Source organism: Mycobacterium adipatum, assembly GCF_001644575.1.
Classification (GTDB): domain Bacteria; phylum Actinomycetota; class Actinomycetes; order Mycobacteriales; family Mycobacteriaceae; genus Mycobacterium; species Mycobacterium adipatum.
On sequence record NZ_CP015596.1, the window covers coordinates 5,454,919 to 5,480,690 of the forward strand.

Sequence of the window (25,772 nt, forward strand, 5' to 3'; positions counted from 1 at the left end):
TGGCGTCGATATGTCGATCGAAGTTACATCACGCGTGGCAAAAATGTCATGACGAGACAGTTAAGCCGGCGGCAACTCGCGCCGGCCGGCGTCGTCCACGGGTCCCCGGTCGATCTCCCGATGATCGCCGGATTCGTCCAGCACGACACCCCGGCGCGACTCGATCCGCGGTCCGGACACCTCCACCCAGTCGCGTTCGGCCGTCACCTGCTGGGGTTGCTCGCCGCCCTCGGACTCCACGGTGACGCGGTGCGTGCGCCGCATCGTGAAGTGGAACTCCTCGGTCTCCTCGAACACCTGCCGGATCGGCTTCGTCGCGCTCTCGATGGCCCCCGCCACGATCGGCGGCACGAAGGGCCGGATGAACCGGACGGCGGCCCGGGTGACGTCGGGCAGGATCGGGACCCCGCCGCCGGAATGCGGCTCCACCTCCGTCCCGGGTTCCCTGCCGGTGGCGGCGGGTTCTCTGCTGGCGGCGACGGGCAGCGCGGCCGGCACCGGCTCGGCGTCCTCGGACGGCGCCAGCGCCTCGGGGTCCTCGGACGGCGCCAGCGCCTCGGCGACCCGGCGGCGCTGCCGCTCGGCGTCGATCGCGTTCTGCGCCTCGACAGCCATCCGGGCGCTGTGCAATTCCTGCTCGGCCCACAGCTCGTCGACCTGCGCCCGCACCTGCGCCCGTTTCACCGCGATCGCCGTGTCGGCCGCCGACTCGGCCTCGGATGTGGTGGCGCCCTGCCACCGCTTCATCAGCAGCGCCAAGATGGTCAACAGGACAAAGAACGCCGCGATCAGGGCCCGCAGCACCAGCGGGCCCGGATGGTCGAGGGTGTACGCGTTCATCCCCTGCCACCGGGCGCCCAGACCACCGGCCAGCGCGGCGTCGTGGGCCTGCGCCAGCGCCTGCTCCCGCGCGGCCACCTCGGCGTCCAGTGCCGCGGCCCGGCCGTCCCGGTCGGCGATCGCCGTGTCCAGGGCACGGTCGGCATCGCGCAGGAAATCGTCGGCGGTGCGCGCCCCGGGCCCGCTGCCGGGCAGTCCGGTGATCCGGGTCTGCGGGCAGTCCGCGGCCGGGTTCACCTCGCACCGCGCCACCACCAGCGCGTCATCGCGGCGCTGCTCGGCCCGCACCACCTCAGCGTCCACACCGGCCCGGGCTCCACGTGCCTGCTCGAGCGATGCGGTGGCCGCCTCGATCGCCGGCGCGGCCTGCCGCACCAGCTGCGCGTCGACGGGCCCGCTGAACACCACCACGGTGGCCAGCTCACCGAGCACCAACCCGACCGCGACCCCCACACCCAACCGGGCCGGCAGCGCCGAACGGCCGGCGGACACCGCATGTGCGACCACACCGGCCAACGCCCCGGCGACGATGCCACCCCCGAGAACCGCCGCCGTCGGCCAGGTCGTCGAGGCGGCCAGCGCCATCGAACAGACCACCGCCGCGATGGCCGCGAGCAGGACTTCTACCATTCGATCGGCACGCATTGAGGCTCCAAGGTGTTTGGTTCGGTGCTGTGCGCCATGCGGAATCCCTCACGCCGGCTGCGAATACCGGGATCATCTCACAGGCCCGTTGGTTGCGCTTCGCGCGCACAGGGTCCCGGCACGGTTACGTTGTTCCCCGTGCGAGTCGACGGGCGGGACATCAGTGTCACCGGCAGCCTGCTGCAACCGTTGACGCGGCGCACCAACGAGATCCTGCGGGTGGTGCTGTCGGCGGCGTTCCTCGCCGTCGTGATCACCAGCTCCCTGATCACCCGCAACGACTGGGTGGCGCTGGAGCGGTCGGTGTCCGAGATCATCGGTGTGCTCACCCCGACCCAGTCCAACCTGGTGTACCTGGCCTACGGCGTGGCGATCCTCGCGCTGCCGTTCGTGATTCTCGTCCAGCTGGTCATCGGCAGGCACTGGACGCTGCTGGCCGCCTACGCCGCCGCCGGTGTGCTGGCCGTGCTGGCGTTGTCGATCAGCGGCCGGGGTATCGCCGCGCCGCAATGGCATTTCGATCTGCGTGACCGCCTGGACACCCAGCTGTCGCAATTCCTCGACGATCCGCGCTGGATCGCGCTGCTGGCCGCGGTGCTGACCGTCTCCGGGCCGTGGCTGTCGCGTCGGCTGCGCCGGTACTGGTGGGCACTGCTGCTGGCGTTCGTGCCGATTCACCTGGTGGTCAGCGCGGTCGTGCCGGCCCGCTCCCTGCTCGGTCTGGCGGTGGGCTGGTTCGTGGGCGCGCTGGTCGTGTGGGTGGTGGGCACGCCCGCCCTGGAGGTCCCCCTCGACGGTGCGGTGCGGGCACTGACCCGGCGCGGTTTCGTGGTGTCGGCCCTTGCCGTCATCCGCCCGCCCGGGCCGGGCCCACTGGTACTCGCCGCGACCGGTCCGGAGACCACCGCCGTCGTCGAGTTGTACGGACCGAATCAGCGCAGCGGTGGCGCGCTGAGCCAGCTGTGGCGCAAGTTCCGGCTGCGCACCGACGAGACGGCGCCGCTGCAGGCCTCCATGCGCCGGGTCGTGGAGCACCGCGCCCTGATGGCCATCGCCATCGACGATCTCGGACTGTCCAACATCTCCTCGGTGACGGTGAGCGCACTGGACCGCGGCTGGACGCTGTATGCCCGCAAGCCGGCCCGCGGGACACCGTTGAGCGCGCACGCCGCCCCGGTGGCCGATGTCTGGCAGGCGTTGCACACCCTGCATCGGGGCCAGATCGCGCATGGCGACCTGTGCCGCGACGAGATCACCGTGCACGACGGGCAGGTGCAGTTCGGCGGATTCGACAACGCCGAGTACGGCGCCACCGACGCGCAACTGCAATCCGATATCGCCCAACTGTTGGTGACCACCTCGGCGATGTATGACCCCGCCTCCGCGGTATCCGCCGCGATCGACGCGTTCGGCCGCGAGACCGTGCTGACGGCGTCGCGCCGGCTCACCAAAACGGCTGTGCCCGCCCGCATCCGCGACTCGGTGACCGATGCCAAGGCCGTCATCGCGGCGGCCCGCGAACAGGTGCAGCACCAGACCGGCGCCGACAAGATCACCACCGAGACGATCACCCGCTTCACCCGGGTTCAACTCATCCAGTTGGTGCTGCTGGTGGCGCTGGTCTACGTGGCCTACCCGTTCATCAGCACGGTGCCCGCATTCTTCGACGAGCTGGGCAACGCCAACTGGTGGTGGGCCCTGCTCGGCCTGGCCGTCTCGGCGCTGCGCTACCTGGGCGCCGCGGGCGCGCTGTGGGCGTGCGCGGATGGTCTGGTGCGCTTCCGGCACCTGGCGATCATGCAGGTGGCCAACACGTTCGCGGCGACCACCACGCCCGCCGGGGTCGGTGGTCTCGCGCTGAGCACCCGGGTGCTGCAGAAGGGCGGGCTGTCCACCATGCGCGCCACCGCGGCCGTCGCCCTGCAGCAGAGCGTGCAGGTGATGGTGCACGTGCTGCTGCTCATCCTGTTCACTGCGATCGCAGGTACCTCGGCGAACCTGCAGCACTTCGTGCCCAGCGCGACCGTGCTGTACCTGGTGGCCGGTGTCGCGCTCGGCGTGGTCGGCGGGTTCCTCGCGGTCCCCAACCTGCGCCGCTGGCTGGCGTCGGCGGTGCGCCCGAAACTGCAGGAGGTCAAGACCGACCTGTGGGAGCTGTCCCGCGAACCCAAGCGGCTGGGGCTGATCGTGTTGGGCGCCGCCGGGACGACGCTGGGCTCGGCGCTGGCGTTGTGGGCAAGCATCGAGGCCTTCGGCGGGGACACCTCGTTCGTGACGGTGACGGTGGTGACGATGATCGGCGGCACGCTGGCCTCGGCGGCCCCGACCCCCGGCGGTGTCGGCGCCGTGGAGGCGGCGCTGATCGGCGGCCTGGCCGCGTTCGGTGTGCCGGCGGCGGTGGCGGTGCCCTCGGTGCTGCTGTACCGGGTACTGACCTGCTGGTTGCCGGTGTTCGTCGGCTGGCCGGTGATGCGCTGGCTGACGCGAAACGACATGATCTGACTTTCGTCGGCGGCGCCGTGTGCATACTCGTAAGGGACCCCGCCGTACCTTGACCTTCTGGAGCGTCCCTGTGCAGAGCCGCACCCTCGTCCCGACCGCATTGGCTGTCGCCGTCACGGCGGCCGCCGGCAGTATCGCCAGCAAACCCGCCGTCGAGTCGGATTGGTACGCGACACTGCGCAAGCCGCCGTATCAGCCACCGGCGCTGGCGTTCCCGATCGCGTGGACCTCGCTCTACACCGATATCGCGGTGGTGTCGGCGGCCACCCTCGACGAGGCCCCGCCGGCGGTCCGGCGCAGCTACATCCGGGCGCTGACCCTCAATCTGGTGCTCAACGGCAGCTGGTCGTGGCTGTTCTTCAACCGGCGCAAGTTGGGTGCCTCGGCGGTGGCGGCCGGTGTGCTCACCGCGAGCAGCGCCGACCTCACCCGTCGCGCCGCGGCGGTGCGCGGAGCCAAAGCGGCACCGCTGGGGCTCTACCCGCTCTGGTGCGCGTTCGCGACGGCGCTGTCCACCCATATCTGGGTGCTCAACCGTCGCTGAGCGCGCTCACCCACGCGAAGCGGTTTGCTCATGACCAGCCCCAGCCGTGCCAGCACCACGTTCCGGGACTGGTGGAACGATCCCGTCGATCACTACTGGGTGCTGAACTTCCTGCGCCCGCGCGGCTATCTGAGGCCGCTGCGCCTGCTCATCGGCATGGGTGGTGTGGTCATGGGCGTCGCGCTGGTGCTCGTCCAGTTCACCCCACTCACCGAGCCGGTGGCCCTGTCGCGCGCGATCGTGACGGCGCTGACCGTCGCCGCGTTCGCGTGGCCCGTCTACTGGTACTTCTTCCCGTGGCCCTCGGCACGCACCTCGATCACCCTGTTCATCCTCACCGATATCGGGATCGCGCTGGCCTGCGCCACCCACGGCGGCCCGCTGGCCGCGATGTCCACCACGTCGTTGTTCGCGGTCACCGGCATCTACATTGTGTTCTTCCACGGTCCCCGGGCCGCGGTGGTGCACCTGAGCATCGCCACCGTCACCGTGCTGGGCGTGGCGGTGTGGTTGGCGGCTTCCGGAGCACCCGCCGCGGTGCCGCTGGCCATCTGTAAGGCACTGGTCTCGCTGTTGGTCACCGTCGGCATCCTGCCGTTCGCCCAGTTCGGCTTCTGGCTCATCCGCAACAGTTCGGTGGAGTCACTCGTCGACGAGCTGACCACGCTGGCCAATCGGCGCGGCCTGCAGGACTATGTCTGGCGGCTGAAACCGCGGGCCGGCCAGCCACACCCGATCTGCGTGTTCGTCATCGATCTCGATCAGTTCAAGGGCATCAACGACCGGCACGGCCACGCCGTCGGCGACCAGGTCCTGGTGCAGACCGCCGCCCGGCTGCGCGACGCGTTGCCCCGGCGGGCGTTCATCGCGCGGACCGGTGGCGAGGAGTTCGTGGTGATCGCCCATCTGCCGGCCGGAGAGGCGACCGAGGTGGGCGAACGCCTGCGGGCCGCCGTCGCCGCGGGCGGGCCACCCACGGTGAGCGCCAGCGTCGGCGTGGTCTGCGGACAGCTGGACAGCGCCGACGACTTCGATCCGCTGCTGGAGCTGGCGGACGCGGCGATGTATGCGGCCAAACGCGATGGTGGGGACCGGTTGGCGGTCATCGAGCCGTAACAAAACGGCCATACCCACCGATGGTTTGAGATAGGTCGTCTATCGTGGCACGACACAACCAAGGGGTTTCAATGCTGAAAACGTGTGTAGTGGCCGGTGCCGCAACACTTCTGATGTCCGTGGTCGGCGCGCCGACGGCGGCCGCCGCACCGACGACCTGGCAGATGCCGTCGCTGGAGGGCATGAATCTGGCCGACGCCCAAGCCCTCTACGAGGAGACGGTCGGCCCGGACGGACCCTGGCTGGACCTCATCAACAAGGCCCCTGCCGCCTCCGGCGCGATCATCGCCCCGGTCATGTGGGAGGTGTGCCAGCAGGCACCCAAGGCCGGCGCCAAGATCGCCGCGAAGTCCTACACCGCGGTCGCGGTGAACCGTCCCGGGAAGTGCTAGTCCGCGGCTCCTGAGCGATGTTGATCGCCGCACCGGGCCCGATGATGCTCGGCGCGGCGATCCGCGTCTACTTGCAGGCGTTGGCGACCATGTCGTCCCAGGTGTTGCGGGCCGCGTCGAACTCGCGCACCACACCGAAGTCGACGTCGGCGGCGCTGGTGATCTTCTCGCCCGCTTCCGGTGACTGCTCGCATACCAGCCAGTCGGCCAGGCTCAGCTGCTTCTGCTTCATGCCCTTGATGTTGTGGGAGTGCATCTGCACCGGGACGCCTTGCGAGGCGGCGGTCACCGCATCCTCGGCTTCCTGCAGGTTCATCCCGTCGAGGCTCGGCATCACAAATCCGGACGCGGCCTGAGCCGGCGCGGCGAAGCCGATGACGGCGGGCAACAGCAAAGTTACCGCGCCGATGGCGAGAGAGTGCTTCTTCAACATGGTGTACCCCTGGGGTCGTAGCCGGTGTGCGAAATTTTCGGAGGCTGGGCGACGTTCACCGTTCTAGGCTTGGTCTGTCGCGGCTACCGCGCTGTAGGGCCGACGATGCGCACAGAGTCACATCCCCGGTTCTGTGCGTACCAGTGCAACGCGCTGTGAGGATTCTGGCTAACTGCTGTCACGCGGTACAGCGACCTCGCAGCGAGCTCACAGAAACGTCGGCACCGCCACCAGTCATCGAACGTGTGTTCTAATGGTGTCGGACCGCCGCCCGCGCCGTGCGGGCGTTGCCGACGAAGGAGTTCGCCGTGACGATGACACTGACCACTCCGGTCGCCGAGACGTTGACCGCCGCCACCGGCGATGCTGGGCAGCCTCGCGCCGAGGAAGCACCCAGCAAGCCCGCGGCCAGGAAGTCGGCCGGCCGCAAGGCCAAGACGATCGAACTGGTGCTCACGGTCACCGGTACCGCCGACGGCGAATGGCGGGCCGAACTCAAACAGGGCTCCAGCTACCTGGCTCGCGACCTCGCCGTCGCGGCTGCCGCCGTGTCCCGCGCGGCCCGGGAATTGCACCAGGATCTCGCCACCCCGATCGATTCGATCATCGAAGAGGCGCGGGTTCTGCAGGCCGCCAAGGTTTCTGCACTCGAAGCCGAGCTCGAGGCCGCTCGCAGGGTGCTCGCCGACCTGGACTGAGCTCGACGGCCTTCAACCGAAGTGCATCGTCGAGCATTCCGCCCGGGGCGGGTGAGATGGATCACTCGCGGTCCCCGGAATCGCCCCCCTCGATCACGGCTTGTAGCAGGTAACTGCCACCTCTGCACCGAAGCGATGGCACCACGGAAACGGGGAACCTGATGAGCACATCGCCACAGAGCTGGGCCAACAGAGCCGCACGATCGGCCATCTTCGCGGCGCTGGCGGTGTTCGCCGTCGTCGCCGGGCTGTTTGCCGGCCCGGCCGCGACGGCCAACGCCGCCGATGATTCCTGCGCGGATGTCGCGGTGGTGTTCGCCCGCGGCACCTTCGAGGGCCCCGGCGTGGGTGCCACCGGCCAGTCCTTCGTGGATGCGCTCACTGCGCGGCTGCCGGGACAGTCGGTCAGCGTGTACGGCGTGAACTATCCGGCGTCGCTGGACTTCGGGCGCGCCGTCGACGGTATTGCCGACGCCACCAACAAGATTCAGCAGATCGCTGCCGAGTGCCCCGACACCAAGATCGTGCTGGGTGGTTATTCGCAGGGCGCGGCCGTCGCCGGCTACAGCACCAGCGCCACCGTCCCCGCCGGGTTCGTGCTGCCCGCCGGCCTGTCCGGGCCGATGCCCGCGTCGGTGGCATCGCATGTCTCGGCCGTCGCGTTGTTCGGCACCCCGGACAACTGGGTCCTCAACGTCGCCGACCGCAGCGCCCCGCCGATCGTCATCGGCGACCAGTACGTCGGGAAGACCCTGCAGCTGTGCGCCGTGGGTGATCCGATCTGCTACCCAGGCGGGCTGGACCGGTCCGCGCACAGCTCCTATAAGAGCAACGGGATGACCGTGCAGGCAGCGGACTTCGTGGCCGCCCGGCTGGGTGCCGCGGCCCCCGCCGCGCCCGTCGTGCAGGCCGCCGCGCAGGTCGGCTGATCCCGGCGACATGAATCAGGCCCCCCTCCCGCGAGGGGGGCCTGATTGATTACTGCGTGCGCTTCTACTCGGAGTCGGTACCCGCGTCGTCGGCGGACGGCTTGGGAGACGATGCCGACGGCGAGGACGTACCGGCGACCGTGACGGATCGCGGGGAGACCTTCGCCGAACGCGGAGCGGTCAGCCGCACCCTCGGGGCGGGCGGCGCTTCCACTTCTTCTTCGACGACCTCGGACTGTTCTTCGACCGCCGCCGTCCCATCGACGGCTTCCGGTTCGTCGACCTGAACCTGCGCCGTCGCGAACCGGGCGTTCAGCGCGGGCGCGCCGTTGAGCTCCTCATCGCGGTCCTCCATGGCGTCGATGATCTCGGTGGTCGTATCCGGCGCGGTGACCACGGGAGGTTCGCCCGGCTCCTCGGGGTCGGGGTAATTGCCCGCCAGGATCTGGCTTGCCTTCTCGAAGCCCGCGGCGACGGCCTGCAGCTGCTGGAACAGTTTCTGGGGGGACGGCAGGAACCCGACCTTGCCCGTCTCGTACATGCCGGTGCTCTCGACCATCGGCTGCAGGATGGCCTGGAGCGCGTCGATGATGCGTTTGGGCGCACCGAGGATCTTGAGCGGCATCAGCAGCGGCATCACCGGGCTGTTGACCCGGACGGTGACGACATTGCCGTCGACGGTGACGATGTTCTCGGGATCCTCGAAATCGAAGTCCTGCAGCCGGGAGTGCTCGAAGATGAAACCGGCCGCGAGCTGAATCCAGCTCATCGGGTTGAACAGGTATTTCGGGAAATACGCGATCGGGTCGTACTCGCGGTTGATCCGCAGGTAGGTCCCGTCGGGCAGTTCGATGGCACCGCCGAGGACATCGGAGCCGAAGGTCGGCTCGTCCGGCCCGTAGCGGGCGAAGATCCCGGTTCCGGGAGTGTTGGAGTCACCGTAGAACACCCCGAACACACTGGACATGTCGTAGCCGGTGGCGGCCACCCGGGTCAGTGCCTCGGCGGCGACGCGACCACCGAAGGATCCGGTGTTGATGCCGCTGACGATGGTCGACGGATCCCGCGCCAGGATCAGCTCGGTGAGCCAGGTGGCGCCGGCATCCACGGACGCGGCGGTCACGGTGCCCGGGTAGCGCGTCGGGTCGTTGAGGACGGTGATGTCCTGGATGCGCCGCCAGATGCCGCCGTCCTGGGTGTCGAGCGCGCCGGGCGGGAACTGAACCCCGGCGCCCGGCACCGCGAAGAGCGCCAGCGCGGCCAGCGCGACGTCCTGGGCGGAGACGACCCGATGCTGCTGCACCACCGCGACCGGGTCCGGCCGGCTCTCCGGCTGGTCGACGTGGATCCCGCCGGCGATCAGCGCGGCCACTGCGGGCACCGCCACGACGCTGGCGGCTCGGCGGTGTTTCTTGGCGCGGTGACGTGCGCTCACGGCGGCTCCTCTTCAGGCTCGACTTGTCCCAGGCTCTGTCGTCGCTGAAAGGGACCAGGCGGGTTGAAGATTCGCGTGCCCCCGCGACGCCACGCCCAATCAGCCAGGTATTTTCGGTGTGACCCTACGGCACATGCCGGTGTTGTTCTCGACGGAGAAATTTGCCCAAGTTGCACGGTCCGGTTCGCTACCCCGAGATGGCGAGCCGCCCGTCCGCCGCGGTGCACACCCGCGCCCTCCGGTTGCTCGCCTGCACGACACAGAACATCGAGAGATATTCGCTTCGCAACACCACCCAGCCGAGGCACTGGTAACCGCAGTCGAGAAGCTGCCACTTTGAATCCCGGGCGCGACCAGCACAGCCGAGTTCCTCTCGGCACCGAGTGCATGTATCTGCGCCAGCACGCGCCCATAGCCACGACCGCAACCGGCTGTTGCCAGGACCGCTTGCACCGGGTCACGCCATGGCCGCAGTCGCCGGCCCACGAGTTAGCCGGGCCGTCCACAACTACGAGCTGGCCGCCCGGGCCGCCCGACACGCCCGTGGGCGGGTCGCGGTTGCTGCGCCCCACACGACCCGTTGTGGCGTGGCCGGAAATTCACCCGAACGACGGACGGCGAAACCGAGTGTGCACTAGAGCGATTGGGTGGTCCACGAACCACGGGCACAGCTCACGGCGCCGGTGGGACGCCGACCGGACCAAACCCGGCTCAATAGCGCTCGGTCGTTCTGCGGCGTAATCGCCGGCCGCGTGGATGCGTCGGCCCAGTCGTGACGGAGACGAGTCACTGCCCTCGAACTTCAGCCGCGGACGGAAAGCGACTCGGGCTCAATCCCCAGACCCGCCAGATTTCGTCAGCGCATCGGACAAGCGTCAGGATCTTCACGTCATCGATCGGGGCCGCTGCGAACGCAACAGCCGCCTGCTGGACGTTCGGCACGAACTTGACGTACGCGATGTCATGGTCGCCAGGGCACCTCTCGACGAACTGAGTCATGCCGTGGCCGCTCAGGATCTCTTCGGCCTGATTGAAGTCACCCCCCAACGACGGGTCCAGGGTCAGGTTGTACAGCGCGGTCAGGAATTCGGGCCTGCTACCAAGCGCCTGGCGCCACATGAACGCCGCCCCGCGCGGCTCGTCAGGTGTCGGTCCACCACGCGGGAAGAAGGCCTTCAAGACCTCCTCTTCTGCGCGCATCTCCAATGGCAGTGGATCGCCGGCCCGGTGACCGCTGTGACGCACCTCGGCCTGCATCGCCGAGCGGGCGAAAACGGGCACCGTCCGCTCGAGACCGAGGTAGTACTCGGTGACAGTGAATTGGGGGCGGGTGTAGGCCGCACGATGCTGCTGGAGACAGGTCACAACGACGGCCTCGGCGAGGTCCAGTTGGTCTTGAAGGAAGTCGTCCGGATGAACGACCTCAATGTCGTACCGCGCCAACGCTTCCGGCGGGAAGTCGCGAGTGTTCGCCGTGACAATGAGCGCGGCCCCACCCCGAACAGCTGCTGCCGCAACGTGGCAGTCCTTGGGATCGTTGGTCATCGCGGATACCAGATGCTCGAACCCGGTCACAGTCGCGTTGGGGAATGCTGACGCCATCTGCGCAATCCGATTGGCAGCCTTGCCGGGCTCGATCCCGAGCTTCACGACATTGCGTTCGACCTCGGCGAGCAGTTCGTCCGACCACAGCGGTTCGAATAGTTCAGCGTCGGCGAGGCGTAGTAGCAGGTCCGCGAGTTGGTAGGGCACCAGGACGCAAGCATCGAGAAGCACCCGAATTCGCGACACGGGTCAGCGCGCCTCACCGAACTCGCCGAGGCGACCGTATGCATCATCGGTGGCCGCCTCGGCGCTCATGGTGTCGAGTGTGACTCGCCGTTCGTGGCGGATACGCTGCTGATAGTCCAGAAGATCTGTGAGCTGCACCCGGCGATGCCGGCCCGGCTGTGCGTAGGGAATCTCGCCCGCCTCGAGCAGTTTCACCAGAGTCGGCCGCGAGACCCCGAGAAGATCGGCAGCTTCCTGCGTCGACAAGACGACACGTTGCGGCTCGAGAGTGACCGCTTGGCCTGCGACGAGCGCATGGGCTGCATGAAGCAACACATCACGCAGTTCCGAGGTCAGGGGAAATGACCGACCATCAGCTGTTTCGATAGCCAATGGCATCGCTGTTTTCAGGGCGGCGAGCAGCGCAGCCAGACCCCGGCCGGTGTCGGCAGGGAAGACAGTGTGTTCGGTGGTCGCAGTCACACCACCATGGTAAATCGAAAGAAACGAAAACGCACCAAGGGTCTGCAAAGCCTCTGCCAACCGACCGACTACCTCGCCCGTCGGCAACCCCGCGACAACTCCATCGACAAAAACACATCAGGCCCCCTCGAAAGGGGGCCTGACAGTGTGGCAGGTACAGGATTCGAACCTGTGTAGGCGTAAGCCGACGGATTTACAGTCCGTCACTCTTGGCGTTTGTTGATATTGGCAGTGTTGGTGCCGCTGAAAAGTAGCAGGTCAGCTCGTTGGCCCTGTTGACTAAAGATGACACTTCTCGAACACACTGCGGACGCACTGCGGACGGTGCGACGCTGGACGGCATGAGCGAGTTTCCTTACAACATGCAGGCGGCATCCCCAACACCTCGGCCCACGCCGCCGGGTCCGATGAAGGAGATGCCGCGGTCCGAGGACAGGCCAGCCACACGCGCCGACATCGCGGCAGTCGTAGTCGAGCTCCAAGCGATACGGGAGCTGCTTCAACGTCTGGCCGACCGACAATGAGTGCCTCTGCCGACCCCGCCGAACTACTGGTCGCGTAGCTTCGTCACAGCCCACCCACATTCTGGACAGGTTGGTACCACAACTCGAATCTCGATCTCAGGGTCGGGCACCCGCGCCTGCTGCACCGGCTCCAACACTCCCTGGTGGCAATTCGGGCAGGTTTCGCTATCGGCCATAGCCCCGGACGCTACGCCTGGGCCAGATGATTGGTAGCGCGATTCTCGTAGAGCTCTAGGGCGTCTTTCACCATCATCATGCTGCCGTACAACGACATGTTGAACCCCGATTCATCGAACTCGCTTGCGTTTCCGGTGTGCATTGCACCCCAGTGATAACCATGTGCGGCCGCCGATCCGGTTCGCCAAAGATGTCGGATCCCCTGTCCGACATCAGTGTGCTCATCCACAAGGCCCTGAAGGATTTCCACCATATTCAACGGTTCGGTCAGCACCGCGCCGCCTAGAAGCGCACGTGCATCCTCGGCCGCCATACCGTCCACCAGGTTCGCACCCCGTTCTTTGAGTGTCTCGATGTGTGCCTTGACCGATTCGACTGCCTTGTCTCGCTCTTCGACAAGATGGGCGGACATGTGATCCCCCGTGAACCCGGAGATAGCCTTCCGCTGCTCGACCTGATTCTTGAGCTCCATCCTGAGTGCCCGGACCTGCCGGCCTGCGCGGGTCCTCGGCGTCAGCAGCCACTGTGTGTGCGCCGCCGTGTACAGCGCAGTACGCAAAGCTGTCAGCGGCGCATAGATGCGAAACAGGCGGTCGCTCTCCATCGCATCCACAACCAACCCGAGATGATCGACCGCGGTCGCAATCCCGAACCGGGCGATAGCCGACACCTTCGGCTCAGCCTTGTCATCGCCCGCCAACGGACTCCCTGGAGCGGGAGGGTGTTCCGTTTGAATCCAGGGATCACCGACCGTGCGAACCCACTCGACAACCGCGCCGCGGCGCTCCGGATCACCCATCGCGCGATCTTAACGACGAACCACAGCAGCATTCGCAGGCTTACTTGTGCGCGCGGTAGGACTTCATCCGGCAGGCGTCCGAGCACCGCCGCCTGCGCCCAGCGATAAGGGGGCCGGCCCCACGTTCTGGACCCAAAGTATGTGCACCAAAAAAACCTGGGGGACCCGTACATACCAAAATCTGCAGCTTCGGCCCGTGGGGGAGACGGGCGGGGGGACGGGGTGGATGGGGGGCTATCTGCAGGTCAGGCCGCAGATATGACGCTGAGCGCGGGGTGGTGGGACCGCCGGCCGTGACCCCACGTCTGTGCCGGCGGTCCCACCGTTGTGGGGGCTGCGGGTGTCGGTACATCAGCCGACGACCCGCGCCTACTCCACGTCTAGCTGCCGGACTCGGCGGCGAGGCGAACGATGGACTGTTCGTGCGGGTATCCGAACGATGCGCGCAGGGTGGCCCGGATGCCGATGCGGTCGGACTCGAAGTAGCGGGACTCGTCGACACGAAGGTCGACGTCCTGGCGCACGACGACGAACACGCGGCTGCCGTCGATGGCCCAGACGATGCCGTTGCCGATGACGGTGTTGGGCACCGACCAGAGCGGGACGCCGAGGATCTGGCGGCGGGTCGGCAAGGTCGGGTCGGGCTGCAACAGCGGCTCGTTGGATCCGGTGGCCTTCTTGACTTTGGACAGGGCGAGCACGGTGTCGGCGTTGGCCACGAACGCGGTCACCATCGCGCCGACGTTCTCGGCCTTGCTGATGGCTTCGGAGAAGGCATCGACGTTGGTCAGCGGGACGCTGTCGGTGTCGACGAACTGATAGGCCATCAGCGATTCGAGGCCACTCGGCCCGTTGGCGACGGTGTCACCGAAGAACGCGGAGTCGATCTTGCGGGCGAGGTCGCGGGCGATGGACTGGCCGACGACTTCCTGGGCTTCCGGCGAGCTGTCGTTGGCCAGCTCGTTGGAGATGATCGACAGGGCGGCCAGCTTCTTGGGTGTCACGGTGATCTCGTCGACCCCGACATCGGATGGGGTGATGTCCGCGCCTTCGGCGGTCCAGGCGGCGGTGGCGTCGGATTCGATGACGGGGATGCGGAAGTCGTGTGAGCCGGTCGTGACGACGGTGGCGATCTGCATGGCGACGCTGGCCTTGGTGACGGGCTTTACGACGAGGTCGCCGACTTGTTCGGGGGTGAGGATTCCGGCGGCGCCGGTGGTGTAGAGAGCCATGGGTGTTGCCTTTCAGGCGGGCACGCGGATTTGGGCGTGCGGTGTAAAGGGATTCCGGTGTTGGGCCGTCTGGCCATCCGGTGTGCCCACCTGGGCGATGTCGTGACGTTGGGCGGTCCGGTCGTGGTCCGCAGTTCAGCGTCTGGGTTGATTCTACCTCTCGTGCAGCTAGTTTCGGTTGCCGCCGAGCAGTGTCGACCAGTTGGTGGCCTCGGACCCGCCCTCGATGGGCTGGTTTCCGGTGACTTCGGATGCGAGGGCGGCTGCTGTTGCGATGCGGGGGGCGTAGTGCGGTTTGGCGGTGAGTAGTTCGGTGAGTGCGGTGTTGACCTTGTCGAAGTCGATTGATCCGTTGTCGCCGATCAGTTGGTCGATGCTGGTGTGCTGCCACCAGTCGGCGGGGTCGGCGATGCGTCCGGCGATCTGGGTTTCGACGAGTTGGCGTTGCAGCTCGGCCACGGTGCCGGTGAGGGTTTCGTTTTCGGTGCGGGTGGCCTGGTACTTCTTGCGCCAGTTGCCGGCCTCGCGGGCGAGATCAGCGGCGTCGGTACGGGATTCCTCGGCGGGCGCGGTGGCGACCTCGGTGTCTGCACCGGGTTCGGCTGTCGAGTCTGCGGTGGGGTCGGCTTGTTCAGTCATTGCGGTTCTCCTCGTTCATCCAGATTGCGATGGCTCGTCGGATCTCGGCGAGCTGTTCGGGGTTATCGCGCAGGCCCAGGCCCAGCACGGCGTGTTCGGCGAGCGCGGCGAGCAGGTGTTGCGTGCGGCCATCCTGTTCGGCTTCCTCGGCGACGGGGCCGAAGATGCCGGGATCGCCTGTGGCCCAACCAGCCAGGAACGTGGTGGCCCGTCGCCAGTCACGTGGATCGGGGTTGGGGTCCTGGTCCGGAATGCGCCCGATGGCGGCCAGGAGCGCGGCGCCGAGCAGGGTGATGGGGCTGCCATGCCAGCGGTCCCAGATGTCGTTGATGTTGAAGCCGTCGCCGCTGCGGGCGTGGTTGATCGTCTCGGTCACCAGGACGGTGGCCTGGTCGAGTTCGGTGGTCATGCGGTCTCCTCGGTGTTGGTGATGATCCAGATTCGTTTGACGGTGCTGTCGCCCTCGGCGGGAACGGATTCGACGCGGGGGTCATTGAGGGCTGCGTGGCGTACGGCTGTCCAGGTGTATCCGGCGGCCACCGCTGCTGTCTTGAACGAGTCCTTGTCGATCTCGGTGGTGCCGGACGGGAGTCGGTCGATGTAGTTGGCGACCCACACGGTTGCGGGCCGGAAAGTGGTGGGCCGGTCGCCGGTGATGTCCCAAACGGAGGTGCGGGGGCCGCGCTTGATGACTTTCACGTCGGGGTGCTTGGACGCTGCGCTGCGTAACGCTTCGACCGGGTAGCCAGCGGCCTCCCCGGCGGCGTACACAGCAAACGATTCGGCGGTCTCGCGACCCTCGGCGAGCAGTATGGAGATGTGATTCTCGAGCCACTTCGGGGCGGACAGGGTCGGTTTGTGAATCTCGGTCGACCTGCGGGTATCCAGGTCTGTGACCGTTGCAGGGTGGTCACGGGTGACCGGAGGGGTCACCCCTTCTGAACTGGCTTTTTGGGGGGTGACCTGGTTGGTCACGGGTGACCCGATCCGGTATCTCACACTGTTGTGCTCACCCGACGTTGAAGTGACCAATCCGGCGTTCTCCAGCAAAGCTACAGCTTGGTCGAATAGCTCCCGCTTCTCACGTTTACCGAGGCGCCGACGCAGGTCCCCACCGGACTGCTCCCCATCGTTCTCCAGCATCCGCAGGATGCTTCGCTTGACCGTCTCCAGGCGGCTCTGGTCGTAGAATTCTTCACCCGTGGCGCGTGCTATCGCCTTGCTGCGGGCTCTTTCACGGGCGGCACGCCGGTCGTATTCCAGCACCGTGTTTCGGGTGTCGTCCGACTTGGCCATGATGAACTCCGAGAGCATCCAGTCTTTATCCGAGACGACGGATCGGTGATCGAGGATCGCCAAGTCCGCCGCGACTTTGAGCCGCGTCAGGGTGCGGTGACCGTCGATCGCGTCGCCGTCGCCCCGACCGTTGGCCAGTAGGCCCGCGCGGACGTACTCGTTGATCGCGTCTGGGCCGTACTGGATCAACGTCTTCTGGCCCGACAGCGCCCACGACGGCAGTTTCGTGTTCAGAACATCGTCGGGAATAGGTCCGGGCTCATCGGGCATATCGGGGTCGGTGACCGGTGCCCACAACAGCCGTTGCGGTGTCCCGCCTGTCACGTCGTCCATCAGCACGGCGGTGTGCCCGTACTGCGCGCTGATCGACATGGCCAGCCGGTAGGAATCAGCGGGCACTGATCGTGTGGTGACGGCGGATGCGCCCTTGCTGCCCAGCCGGTCGCCTGTCAGCGCGGCCTTGACGGCGGCTCTGGTGTTGTTGCCCTGCCCTGCATTGAGTGCTGCGAGGTGGTCGATCTCGGACACGGAGATGAGTGCTCGCGTGATCCGGTCCTCGGGGTTCTTCTGCTCCTTGAACAGTTCAGCGATTCCCTGTCCAGAACCAAGACCCTCTTCGTGGATGTCGGCGGGCCAGACGACGCGGCTGACTTTGTCGGTGACGCCCTTGCCGGCCCCGGACCGGCCGACGAACACGACGCCCTGGTTCAGGCTTGCAGGCGCTGGTGGTCCGGGCAGCATGACGCCGGGGCCGGTCGATGCTGACACGCGTAGCAGGACGGCGAAGAGTAGTCCCAGCGGGGCTACGTAGCTGGCGCGGGCCCACTGGTGAATCAGCTTGAGTTGGTCGGTCGCCGACCAGAATTCATCGTCATTGATCACGGGTTTGCGGCCTTTCGTTGACCGGACTGGATGGTCTGCTGTATTTCGTGGACACCGAGCCCGATCTCGTGCGCGGCGGCGGCGAGCGCTGAATAGACCGCTGCGGGAGCTGAATCTGCTGCTGCCCTTGCCGCCGCCCAGAACAGGGCTGCGTTCCTGCCGCCCTCCTGTGCCTCTTGCACGGTGCGGATCAGACCATCCCAGCGATCACCAGATGACGGTGTCGTAGTACGAGTCGGTGCCACGCAGGTGGGTTGGACGATCAGGGCCTGCAGGTGTTCGGGGAGATCCGCGATAGGGGCGTCACGGTGAATGCGGTACGGCTTCCCGGTGTCCGGGTGGATACTGCCGGGCGCAACCAGATACCCAGTACCGCCGGCCTTTACGTCGATCCCCGGGATGCCCTGGACCTTGCCTCGAACGGCACCGGAAATCCGGTAATAAAGGTGCCATCCGCCGCCGCCGGTCTGCACGCAAAGAGTCTCGTCCTCGGGACGCAAGTCGAGCGCTGAGACGTGGCCACCATGGCGCGGATCGACATCGAGTGCGATGACGCCGAGTTGGGTGACTCCCCAGTTGCAGCCTCGGAACTTCCGATGCCATGAAGCGATGACGTTGCGGTCGGTGGTGAAGTCCTGCACACCGTGCGCGGTGATGGGAACCTTGCCGGCCAGCGGGCCGACGCTGAACCCGTGGCCCAGCATGATGTCGAGGGGATTGCCCCCGCCGCGATCGGCGGGGGCACCCTTAGCGTCGTTGCTCACTTATCGGCCATCCCACGAAGCTTTTCGAGGAGTGCGCTGACCAGATCGGCGTCGAGCTTGTCGGTGTAGACCGATGCCTTGAGTAGCACCTTGGCGAGTTCTTCGCGGCGCTCGCGCAGCAGCTTTGCGTTGCGGTAGTGCAGGCAGTTGACGCAATCGCCGACGTCCCACCACATTCCGGTCTCAGGATCGAACGCCTCGTGGTTCAGCATCTCCTCGTCGGTCAGTTGCTCCGGGGCGTCGAACTCCGTGACGTCTCGGCCGTTCTCCCTGTACTGCTTGGGAACGGGCATCATGACTCCGCACATAGCGGGGAACATGTCTCTGCCAGCCTCCCTGGCCGTTCGCTCATCGTTCTTCCAGTACCGGTGATGCATGTACGGGTTCTGCGGGAACGCCTCGTGGTACTGGCGGCGGATCTCGGCCTGCTTTGCCTCGGAGAGACGTGGATTGGTCCAGCGGAGGCCGATCAGCTGCATCTGTTCGGCATGGTCGCGGAGAGTGTCCTGCTCGGGGTGGATCAATGCGTGGGTCGTGACTCGGCCACAATCAGCGCACTTGAGGTCACCGGTCTCCCGGTGCCAGTCGCGGTCGATCGGTCCAGCCATCCAGTAGTTCTCGGCCCGGTGATTGCGCGGGCGGCTGCACGTCCGAAGTGATCCGCAGACGCAACACAGTGCCTTCATCCGCGCGCTCATTGGGTCACCGCCTGGGAGTCGGTTTCCAGCGCGTCGGTGGCACGGTCGAGAGCGACGGCAGCCCGACGCAGATGACCGAGTGCGACCACAATGTCAGCGACGGCGAACAGCGGAGCCGACTCGGGCAGCTCGCGCAGGATCTCGTTCAGATCGTGTCGCAGCAGGTCCACCTTGTTGACCGCGACATCGATGCGCTGCGCGACAGTCTCGGGCGGGGTGTAACTTGCGCAGAACCCGCACACGGTTTGATCTGCTGTGACTGGGACAGTGCAGTGCTTGCACGACTCAGGGGTTATGGTGGTCATCAGAACTTCTCCTATCTAGCGGTTGGGGTGTTCGAACGGCCCTCGGCGGTGTTGGCGCACCGTGCGAGGGCATTTTTTGTGGGACGTAGATCCTCGGTGTGATCCGAATCGGGCACGAGGCCTAAGTCCGCGTGCTCCTGCTGCGGCAGATACCGCATCAGGCCGCACCGCCGCGACGGGTGGCCTTCTCCTGCTCCGCGATCCAACGCTCAACTTCGGACCGCCTGTAGACGACGCGCTTGCCGAGCGTGAATGACGCTGGACCGCTGTCGGTATGACGCCAATAACGGAGGGTTGCCGCCGGGATACCGGTGGTCCGCGAGACCTCTCCGGTAGACAAATACTCAGTTTCCATAATCACATCCTGTGTTGGTTGGTGCGTACACGATGTGAGCATACACGCGATGTGTTGGACGGCAAGCACATCGTGTGACACCCTGGTGTCGTGGTTGATGAAGCCGACTCCGGGTCTCGCGCGCGCAGCAGCGACCCTTTGGACATTCACTTTGCTCAGAACATGACGCGCCTGCGGGAAGCCAACGGCATGAGCCAAGCCGAACTGGTTCAGAAATTGCGCACCAATGGTTGGACGAATGTGCACCCGACCACCATCTCGCGCATAGAAAAAGGTGAACGACCCGTCCGCCTCAGCGAAGCTACGAGGATCGCACGCATTCTCGGACAAGACGTTTCGCTAATGATGAGGCGGCCGTCCCAGGCCGGAGTAGCTGACGAAGCCGAGAGGTATGCAGCGCTAGTCTGCGAGAGCTACAACCAGATCAGCGAAGGCGTTTTCACGCTGCTTAGACGTCGGTTCGTCTTCCGAAACCGATTGAACGAGCTAAAAGAGGTTGCCGAACGCGAAAACGATCCCGAGCTCGAGGAGCAATTCGAGGAGTTGGAGAACTACTTGGGCCTCAGGGTTGATAAAGCCGTGGAGACTGGTCGGCAGGGCTACAACGACACCCGGGTGACGATGACGGCCGATTTCCAGACCTTCTACGGCATTTCAGCCAACACCCTCAATCCAGAAGATATCGATCGGGCAGACATAGATGCTGCAGAGGCGTAATCGTCGTTCCGGTGTGGAGGACCGCTGGAACAAGACTGTCCGGTTACCGGACGGCTCAACGGAGACTGTTCAGTCTGCCGCCCACGGCAAAGGATTGCGCTGGCGTGCAAGGTATGTCGACGAGAACGGCAAGGAACACGCCAAAGGGTTTGGCCGGAAAGCTGATGCCCAGAATTGGTTGAACAAGCAGGTGTCGGATCAGGTCACAGGCACCTGGACCGACCCGGCACTGTCGGCCGTGACATTCGGGGAAATGGCCGACCGATGGATCGCTACGAAGGCAGTGCGGGCACCCAAGACTGTCGCCGGGTACCGGTCTTTGCTCGACACCATCGTCCTCCCCCACTGGAAAGACATCCCTCTCCGCGAGGTGAGGTTCGAGGATCTGCAGGTGTGGATCGCCAGCCTTTCTGTCGATGGCTCGGTGAGGTTCGAGGGCAAGGGCTTGAGCGCGTCAAGGGTGCGTCAGGCCCATCAGCTTGTCGGTGCGGTTCTCCGGTTCGCGGTGAAGGCCAAGCACCTGCCGGCCAATCCCGCCGAGGGCGTCGAACTGCCCAGCATCCCGGAGACGGAACAGCGGTACCTGACCCACGAGCAGTTGCACCGCGTTGCGGTGGCTGCCGGTCGGCACCGCACCCTGGTCCTGGTCCTCGGGTACTGCGGGCTGCGCTTCGGAGAGGCGGCTGCACTGAAGGTGTCCAACGTCGATACCGAGGCCGGACGCATCCGGGTTGCCCGGTCGGTGACCTATGTCCGTAAGCAGGGACAGTTGGAGGGGCCGACGAAGGGCAAGCAGTCCCGGACGGTGCCGGTGCCGGCGTTCCTGAACGCTCTGTTGAAGACGGAGATCAAGGGCCGCGCTCCCGACGAGCTACTGTTCCCGCCTACCCGCGGCGACAAGTGGCTGACCCTCGGCCAGGCCCGCTACTCATTCCAGAAGGCCACAGCGGCGGTGGACGGCTGCGCCGGGGTCAGGATGCATGACCTACGCCACACCTGCGCGGCCCTGGCGATCCGGTCAGGAGCCAACATCAAGGTGGTCCAGCGGCTTCTCGGACACAAGTCCGCAGTACTCACCCTCGACCGGTACGGGCACCTCTATCCGGACGATCTAGACGCCGTTGCAGCGGCTTTCGATGCGGCTGCTGGGACTGCTGCGGACGCTCTGCGGACGGCAGCTCCCCTGAAACCAGTCAGGCCCCCTCGAAAGGGGGCCTGACCAGTGTGGCAGGTACAGGATTCGAACCTGTGTAGGCGTTAGCCGACGGATTTACAGTCCGCTCCCATTGGCCGCTCGGGCAACCTGCCGGAATTTGGTGCGAGTAGCAGGGTACAACGAGGATGTACCGAAGACGAAAACGGCCAGCACCAACAGGAGGCTCCAGTGGCGGATTCCAGCTTCGACATCGTCAGCAAGGCAGATCGGCAAGAGGTCGACAATGCGCTCAACCAGGCGGCCAAGGAGCTGTCCACCCGGTTCGACTTCCGCGGCACCGACACCACCATCGAATGGCAGGGCGAGGAGGGCATCATCCTGGTCTCCTCCACCGAGGAGCGTGTCAAGGCCGCCGTCGACGTGTTCAAGGAGAAGTTGATCCGCCGCGACATCTCCATGAAGGCGTTCGAGGCCGGTGACCCACAGCCCTCGGGGAAGACCTACAAGATCATCGGCAGCATCAAACAGGGCATCGACAGCGAGAATGCCAAGAAGATCACCAAACTGATCCGCGACGAGGGCCCCAAGGGGGTCAAGGCGCAGATTCAGGGCGAGGAGATCCGGGTCAGCTCCAAAAAGCGTGACGACCTGCAGGCCGTGCAGGCCCTGTTGCGCGGCGCCGACCTCGAGGTGGCGCTGCAGTTCGTCAACTACCGGTAACGCAGTCCGCGAGCCAGTTCGGCAACTTGCGGTCGCGGGCACGATCGCGGCAATACGCTGACCCGATGGCACCTGCGCAACGCGAACCGAACGTCGTCGTCCTGGGCGGTGGGTCCTGGGGCACCACCGTCGCCACCATCTGTGCCCGGCGCACGCCGACCCTGCAATGGGTGCGATCCGAGGACACCGCCAAGGACATCAACGACAACCACCGCAACTCGCGCTATCTCGGCGACGAGGTCGTACTGCCCGACGGACTGCGGGCCACCACCGACTTCTCCGAAGCCGCACAGAGCGCCGATGTCATCGTGATGGGCGTCCCCTCGCACGGGTTCCGCGGTGTGCTCGAGGAGCTGGCCCGCGAGCTGCGCCCGTGGGTGCCGGTGGTGTCGCTGGTGAAGGGCCTGGAGCAGGGCACCAACCTGCGGATGAGCCAGGTCGTCGATGAGGTGCTGCCCGGGCATCCCGCCGGAATCCTGGCCGGGCCGAACATCGCCCGCGAGGTCGCCGAGGGCTACGCCGCTGCCGCGGTGCTCGCCATGCCCGACCAGCATCTGGCCGCCAACCTGGCAGACCTGTTCCGCACCAGGCGGTTTCGCACCTACACCTCCGACGATGTGGTGGGCGTGGAGATGGCCGGGGCGCTCAAGAACGTGTACGCCATCGCGGTCGGCATGGGCTATTCGTTGGGTATCGGGGAGAACACCCGGGCGATGGTGATGGCCCGCGCGGTCGCCGAGATGTCCAAGCTCGGCGTGGCCATGGGTGGGCATCGCGACACCTTCGGCGGCCTGGCCGGGATGGGTGACCTCATCGTCACCTGCACCTCACAGCGCAGCCGCAATCGTCACGTCGGCGAACAGCTGGGCTCGGGCAAGACCGTCGAGGAGATCATCGCGGCGATGAACCAGGTCGCCGAGGGCGTGAAGGCGTCCTCGGTCATCATGGATTTCGCCGAGCAGTACGGGATTCCGATGCCGATCGCCCGCGAGGTCGACGGCGTGATCAACCACGGCTGCACCGTCGAGGACGCCTACCGCGGGCTGATGTTGGAGAAGCCCGGCCACGAGGTGCACGGCGCGGGCTTCTGATCCGCGCGCCCGCCCGCTGTCAGTTGAAGTAGGGGTTGCGCCCCTCGGGACGGTCCAGCAACGGGTTGCTCGGGTTGAGGATGTAGCTGCCGGCCGGGCTGATCACGAAACCGGACTGGTCGAAGGAGTTCTGGCATGCGGTCACCACGCCGTCGGTGCCGCAGCTGACATTCTGGAAGCCGATGCGCGAGTTGGCGGGCAGCGGCTGGGCCGGCTGATCCCCGACGTAGATGGCATTGGCTGCGTTGGCGAAGCCGGGCGCTCCCACCTGACCACCGGACACCACGTTGGCGCCGTTGGGCGCCGCCGGGAACGGCCCGCTACAGCCGTAGCCGCCGGTGCCGCGGCTGATCACGCAGGTGATGTCGCCGGGCACGGTGAAGGCGTACATGGTGCCGTCGTTCACCGCGTACGCAGACGGCTTCACCAGCTCCCAGGCGTTGATGTTCGGGCCCGGCGGCGGCGGTGGTGGGGGCGCAGGCTCGGCCCCGGCGATCGCCGGGGCGCTCATGGCGGCGGCCGCCGCCATGACGGAGAACAGACCTCGCATACGCATGGCGACACCCTAGCCTGCGCGCCGGTCGCGGGCCACGTTTGCTGAGCGACCCCGCTGCGCGCGCTCGGTCAGTACTGGCCCGGCCCGCGGCCGGCCATGGCTTCCAGCCGCGCGATCCGGTCCTCCATCGGCGGATGGGTGGAGAAAAGCTTGCCGATCTTCTCCCCCGCCCGGAACGGGTTGGCGATCATCAGGTGCGCCTGGTCGGCCAGTTGCGGTTCGGGCGGCAGCGGCGCGGCCTGCACACCGTAGGCGATCTTGCGCAGCGCGCTGGCCAGCGCCAGCGGATCACCGGTCAGCTCCGCACCCGACTGGTCGGCCTGGTACTCGCGCGAACGCGACACCGCCAGTTTCACCACGGTGGCCGCGATCGGGCCCAGCAGCGAAACCAACAGCATGGCAAAGGGATTCGCTCCACCGTCACGATTACCGCCGAACATGGAGGCGAACATGGCGATATTGGCCAGGGCGGTGATCACCGACGCGAGGGCACCCGCCACGCACGAGATCAGGATGTCGCGGTTGTACACATGGGACAGCTCGTGGCCGAGCACCGCGCGCAGTTCCCGCTCGTCGAGAATTCCCAGGATGCCGGTGGTGCAGCACACCGCGGCATTACGCGGATTGCGTCCGGTGGCGAACGCGTTGGGCGCGGCGGTGTCGCTGATGTACAGCCGAGGCATCGGTTGACGCGCGGTGGTCGCGAGTTCGCGGACGATCCGGTACATCGCCGGTGCCTGCATCTCGGTGACGGGCTGGGCGTGCATCGCCCGCAACGCCATCTTGTCGCTGTTGAAGTACACGTACGCGTTCATGCCGACCGCGAACAACACCGACAACCACAGGATCGACGAATTGCCGAACAGTGAACCGATGAAAACGATGAGCGCGGACATGCAGACGAGCAGCACGAAGGTCTTCATCCGGTTGGCATGCGGGTGCCAGGTCATCAGAGTTCCTCCTACGAAAGGCTTCGCTGGTGTAACGCCGGTCGACCCCCGTAGGTTCCGGCTATCCGTGCCGGTTGACGGTGTAGTCCACCAACGTCGCCAACGCAGCGCGGCCCGGCCCCTCGGGCAGATTCGCCAGCTCCTCGCGTGCCCGCACCGCGTAGTCGCGCACCGTTTCCTTGGCGCGCGCCATCCCCGGAGAGCGGCGCAGCAAGGTCAGCGCCTCGGCGACCTCGGCATCGTCGGAGATGGGCTTGGCCAGCAGCACCCGCAGCCGGTCCGCGTCGTCGCCGGACTCACGCAAGGCGTACAGCACCGGCAGGGTGTGCACGCCTTCACGCAGGTCAGTGCCCGGAACCTTGCCGGATTCGTCGGGATCGCTGTCGATGTCGATGATGTCGTCGGAGATCTGGAACGCCGTCCCGACGATGCCGCCGAGACGGGACAACCGCTCGATCTGCTCCTCGCCGGCACCGGAGAAGGTGGCACCGAAACGCCCCGACGCCGAGATCAGGCAGGCCGTCTTCTCGTAGACCACCTTGAGGTAGTGCTCGATCTCATCGGTGCCCCCGGCCGCACCCCGGGTCTCCCGCATCTGACCGGTGACCAGCTGGGCGAATGTGTCCGCAATCACGCGCACCGCGTCCGGTCCGAGCCGGGACACCAGACGGGACGCCGTCGCGAACAGGTAGTCGCCGGCCAGGATCGCGATGTTGTTGCCCCACCGCGCGTTGGCGCTGTCCGCACCGCGGCGCACCTGGGCCTCGTCCATCACATCGTCGTGATAGAGCGTGGCCAGGTGCACCAGTTCGATCACAGCGCCCGCGATCGTGACGTCCTCATCCTCGGGGCGCGGCCCCAGCGAGCCCGACAGCACGGTGAATAGCGGCCGGAACCGCTTGCCGCCCGCCTTGAACAGATGCTGGACGGCCTCGGCCATCAACTCATCCGCCTTGCCCAGCTCGGTGGCCATCAGATCTTCGACGCGCGCCACTCCGTCGCGCACCTGCGCGGCGAATTCGGGATCCCCGAAGTCCACGCCCGCCACCACGCTCGCCGGTGTCCTCATGCGTCCAACATACTGTGAGGTGTCGGGGATACAGCGGGCAGGAGCGGAGCGACTT

The 25,772-nt window shown here is 66.4% G+C and carries 27 protein-coding genes and 1 tRNA gene; 10 read left to right on the plus strand and 18 right to left on the minus strand.

Going from position 1 to position 25,772, the window contains the following annotated elements:
• Positions 1 to 60: 60 nt before the first annotated feature.
• The gene (locus tag A7U43_RS25890) at positions 61 to 1,485 is read right to left on the minus strand and encodes a DUF4407 domain-containing protein (RefSeq protein ID WP_068000737.1); all 1,425 of its coding nucleotides are present in this window, start codon (positions 1,483 to 1,485) and stop codon (positions 61 to 63) included.
• A 138-nt stretch (positions 1,486 to 1,623) separates the two neighbouring features.
• Between A7U43_RS25890 and A7U43_RS25895 the strand changes: the two genes are divergently transcribed.
• From A7U43_RS25895 to A7U43_RS25910, 4 genes are all read left to right on the plus strand, one after another.
• Positions 1,624 to 3,987, plus strand: coding sequence for a lysylphosphatidylglycerol synthase transmembrane domain-containing protein (locus A7U43_RS25895; RefSeq protein ID WP_068000742.1), 2,364 nt, complete (start codon positions 1,624 to 1,626; stop codon positions 3,985 to 3,987).
• Between the two features lie 70 nt (positions 3,988 to 4,057).
• The gene (locus tag A7U43_RS25900) at positions 4,058 to 4,531 is read left to right on the plus strand and encodes a TspO/MBR family protein (protein ID WP_068000745.1); all 474 of its coding nucleotides are present in this window, start codon (positions 4,058 to 4,060) and stop codon (positions 4,529 to 4,531) included.
• 30 nt (positions 4,532 to 4,561) lie between these two features.
• Positions 4,562 to 5,647 carry a GGDEF domain-containing protein gene (locus A7U43_RS25905; protein ID WP_068000747.1) on the plus strand — a complete coding sequence of 362 codons (1,086 nt, stop codon included), beginning with the start codon at positions 4,562 to 4,564 and terminating at the stop codon, positions 5,645 to 5,647.
• Positions 5,648 to 5,718: 71 nt separating this feature from the next.
• Positions 5,719 to 6,039, plus strand: coding sequence for a hypothetical protein (locus tag A7U43_RS25910; protein ID WP_156526032.1), 321 nt, complete (start codon positions 5,719 to 5,721; stop codon positions 6,037 to 6,039).
• 67 nt (positions 6,040 to 6,106) lie between these two features.
• On the opposite strand, the gene A7U43_RS25915 is transcribed toward A7U43_RS25910, so the two are convergent.
• The gene (locus A7U43_RS25915; protein ID WP_068000750.1) at positions 6,107 to 6,472 is read right to left on the minus strand and encodes a hypothetical protein; all 366 of its coding nucleotides are present in this window, start codon (positions 6,470 to 6,472) and stop codon (positions 6,107 to 6,109) included.
• Between the two features lie 308 nt (positions 6,473 to 6,780).
• On the opposite strand from A7U43_RS25915, the gene A7U43_RS25920 reads away from it, so the two are divergent.
• A complete protein-coding gene (locus A7U43_RS25920; protein ID WP_068003801.1) occupies positions 6,781 to 7,170 on the plus strand; it encodes a DUF6319 family protein in 390 nt (129 codons plus the stop codon).
• Between the two features lie 161 nt (positions 7,171 to 7,331).
• Positions 7,332 to 8,099, plus strand: a complete 768-nt coding sequence (locus tag A7U43_RS25925; RefSeq protein ID WP_068000753.1) for a cutinase family protein — start codon at positions 7,332 to 7,334, stop codon at positions 8,097 to 8,099.
• A 64-nt stretch (positions 8,100 to 8,163) separates the two neighbouring features.
• Here A7U43_RS25925 and A7U43_RS25930 read toward each other — a convergent pair whose 3' ends face one another.
• From A7U43_RS25930 to A7U43_RS29400, 12 genes are all read right to left on the minus strand, one after another.
• Complete coding sequence (locus tag A7U43_RS25930; protein ID WP_068000756.1) at positions 8,164 to 9,534, minus strand: PE-PPE domain-containing protein; 1,371 nt, start codon at positions 9,532 to 9,534, stop codon at positions 8,164 to 8,166.
• A gap of 786 nt (positions 9,535 to 10,320) precedes the next feature.
• Positions 10,321 to 11,286: a VapC50 family PIN domain-containing toxin gene (locus A7U43_RS25935; protein WP_197499920.1), complete on the minus strand. Its 966-nt coding sequence runs from the start codon at positions 11,284 to 11,286 to the stop codon at positions 10,321 to 10,323.
• A 42-nt stretch (positions 11,287 to 11,328) separates the two neighbouring features.
• Positions 11,329 to 11,787: a helix-turn-helix domain-containing protein gene (locus tag A7U43_RS25940; protein ID WP_068000762.1), complete on the minus strand. Its 459-nt coding sequence runs from the start codon at positions 11,785 to 11,787 to the stop codon at positions 11,329 to 11,331.
• A gap of 711 nt (positions 11,788 to 12,498) precedes the next feature.
• Positions 12,499 to 13,287 (minus strand): hypothetical protein, encoded by a 789-nt coding sequence (locus A7U43_RS25945; protein ID WP_068000764.1) that lies wholly within the window; start codon positions 13,285 to 13,287, stop codon positions 12,499 to 12,501.
• Between the two features lie 380 nt (positions 13,288 to 13,667).
• Positions 13,668 to 14,519, minus strand: coding sequence for a phage major capsid protein (locus tag A7U43_RS25950; protein ID WP_068000767.1), 852 nt, complete (start codon positions 14,517 to 14,519; stop codon positions 13,668 to 13,670).
• A 168-nt stretch (positions 14,520 to 14,687) separates the two neighbouring features.
• Positions 14,688 to 15,158, minus strand: a complete 471-nt coding sequence (locus A7U43_RS25955) for a hypothetical protein (protein WP_068000770.1) — start codon at positions 15,156 to 15,158, stop codon at positions 14,688 to 14,690.
• Positions 15,151 to 15,567 (minus strand): hypothetical protein, encoded by a 417-nt coding sequence (locus A7U43_RS25960; protein ID WP_068000773.1) that lies wholly within the window; start codon positions 15,565 to 15,567, stop codon positions 15,151 to 15,153. The genes A7U43_RS25955 and A7U43_RS25960 overlap by 8 nt, the downstream gene beginning before the upstream one ends.
• Positions 15,564 to 17,336 carry a hypothetical protein gene (locus tag A7U43_RS25965; RefSeq protein WP_231963470.1) on the minus strand — a complete coding sequence of 591 codons (1,773 nt, stop codon included), beginning with the start codon at positions 17,334 to 17,336 and terminating at the stop codon, positions 15,564 to 15,566. The genes A7U43_RS25960 and A7U43_RS25965 overlap by 4 nt, the downstream gene beginning before the upstream one ends.
• The gene (locus tag A7U43_RS25970; RefSeq protein ID WP_156526033.1) at positions 17,333 to 18,040 is read right to left on the minus strand and encodes a bifunctional DNA primase/polymerase; all 708 of its coding nucleotides are present in this window, start codon (positions 18,038 to 18,040) and stop codon (positions 17,333 to 17,335) included. Before A7U43_RS25970 ends, A7U43_RS25965 begins: the two co-directional genes overlap by 4 nt.
• Positions 18,041 to 18,096: 56 nt before the next feature.
• A complete protein-coding gene (locus A7U43_RS25975) occupies positions 18,097 to 18,579 on the minus strand; it encodes a hypothetical protein (RefSeq protein ID WP_156526034.1) in 483 nt (160 codons plus the stop codon).
• 215 nt (positions 18,580 to 18,794) lie between these two features.
• The gene (locus A7U43_RS25980; RefSeq protein WP_231963471.1) at positions 18,795 to 19,040 is read right to left on the minus strand and encodes a hypothetical protein; all 246 of its coding nucleotides are present in this window, start codon (positions 19,038 to 19,040) and stop codon (positions 18,795 to 18,797) included.
• Between the two features lie 220 nt (positions 19,041 to 19,260).
• Positions 19,261 to 19,458, minus strand: coding sequence for a helix-turn-helix transcriptional regulator (locus A7U43_RS29400; protein WP_082902484.1), 198 nt, complete (start codon positions 19,456 to 19,458; stop codon positions 19,261 to 19,263).
• A gap of 90 nt (positions 19,459 to 19,548) precedes the next feature.
• On the opposite strand from A7U43_RS29400, the gene A7U43_RS25985 reads away from it, so the two are divergent.
• Positions 19,549 to 20,175, plus strand: coding sequence for a helix-turn-helix domain-containing protein (locus A7U43_RS25985; RefSeq protein ID WP_068000785.1), 627 nt, complete (start codon positions 19,549 to 19,551; stop codon positions 20,173 to 20,175).
• The gene (locus A7U43_RS25990; RefSeq protein WP_082902320.1) at positions 20,159 to 21,394 is read left to right on the plus strand and encodes a site-specific integrase; all 1,236 of its coding nucleotides are present in this window, start codon (positions 20,159 to 20,161) and stop codon (positions 21,392 to 21,394) included. Before A7U43_RS25985 ends, A7U43_RS25990 begins: the two co-directional genes overlap by 17 nt.
• 6 nt (positions 21,395 to 21,400) lie before the next feature.
• On the opposite strand, the gene A7U43_RS25995 is transcribed toward A7U43_RS25990, so the two are convergent.
• Positions 21,401 to 21,483 (minus strand) — tRNA-Tyr (locus A7U43_RS25995).
• A 76-nt stretch (positions 21,484 to 21,559) separates the two neighbouring features.
• Here A7U43_RS25995 and A7U43_RS26000 point away from each other — a divergent pair.
• Positions 21,560 to 22,051 carry a YajQ family cyclic di-GMP-binding protein gene (locus A7U43_RS26000; RefSeq protein ID WP_068000792.1) on the plus strand — a complete coding sequence of 164 codons (492 nt, stop codon included), beginning with the start codon at positions 21,560 to 21,562 and terminating at the stop codon, positions 22,049 to 22,051.
• A 65-nt stretch (positions 22,052 to 22,116) separates the two neighbouring features.
• Positions 22,117 to 23,142 carry an NAD(P)H-dependent glycerol-3-phosphate dehydrogenase gene (locus A7U43_RS26005; protein ID WP_068000795.1) on the plus strand — a complete coding sequence of 342 codons (1,026 nt, stop codon included), beginning with the start codon at positions 22,117 to 22,119 and terminating at the stop codon, positions 23,140 to 23,142.
• 19 nt (positions 23,143 to 23,161) lie between these two features.
• Here the strand turns inward: A7U43_RS26005 and A7U43_RS26010 are convergent, their stop codons facing one another.
• The 3 genes from A7U43_RS26010 to grcC1 all read right to left on the minus strand — a co-directional run bounded on the left by A7U43_RS26010 (position 23,162) and on the right by grcC1 (position 25,717).
• Complete coding sequence (locus tag A7U43_RS26010) at positions 23,162 to 23,698, minus strand: hypothetical protein (protein WP_068000798.1); 537 nt, start codon at positions 23,696 to 23,698, stop codon at positions 23,162 to 23,164.
• A gap of 68 nt (positions 23,699 to 23,766) precedes the next feature.
• Complete coding sequence (htpX, locus tag A7U43_RS26015; RefSeq protein ID WP_068000800.1) at positions 23,767 to 24,648, minus strand: zinc metalloprotease HtpX; 882 nt, start codon at positions 24,646 to 24,648, stop codon at positions 23,767 to 23,769.
• A gap of 61 nt (positions 24,649 to 24,709) precedes the next feature.
• The gene (gene grcC1, locus A7U43_RS26020) at positions 24,710 to 25,717 is read right to left on the minus strand and encodes a nonaprenyl/(2E,6E)-farnesyl/geranylgeranyl diphosphat synthase (protein WP_068000804.1); all 1,008 of its coding nucleotides are present in this window, start codon (positions 25,715 to 25,717) and stop codon (positions 24,710 to 24,712) included.
• Positions 25,718 to 25,772: the final 55 nt, after the last annotated feature.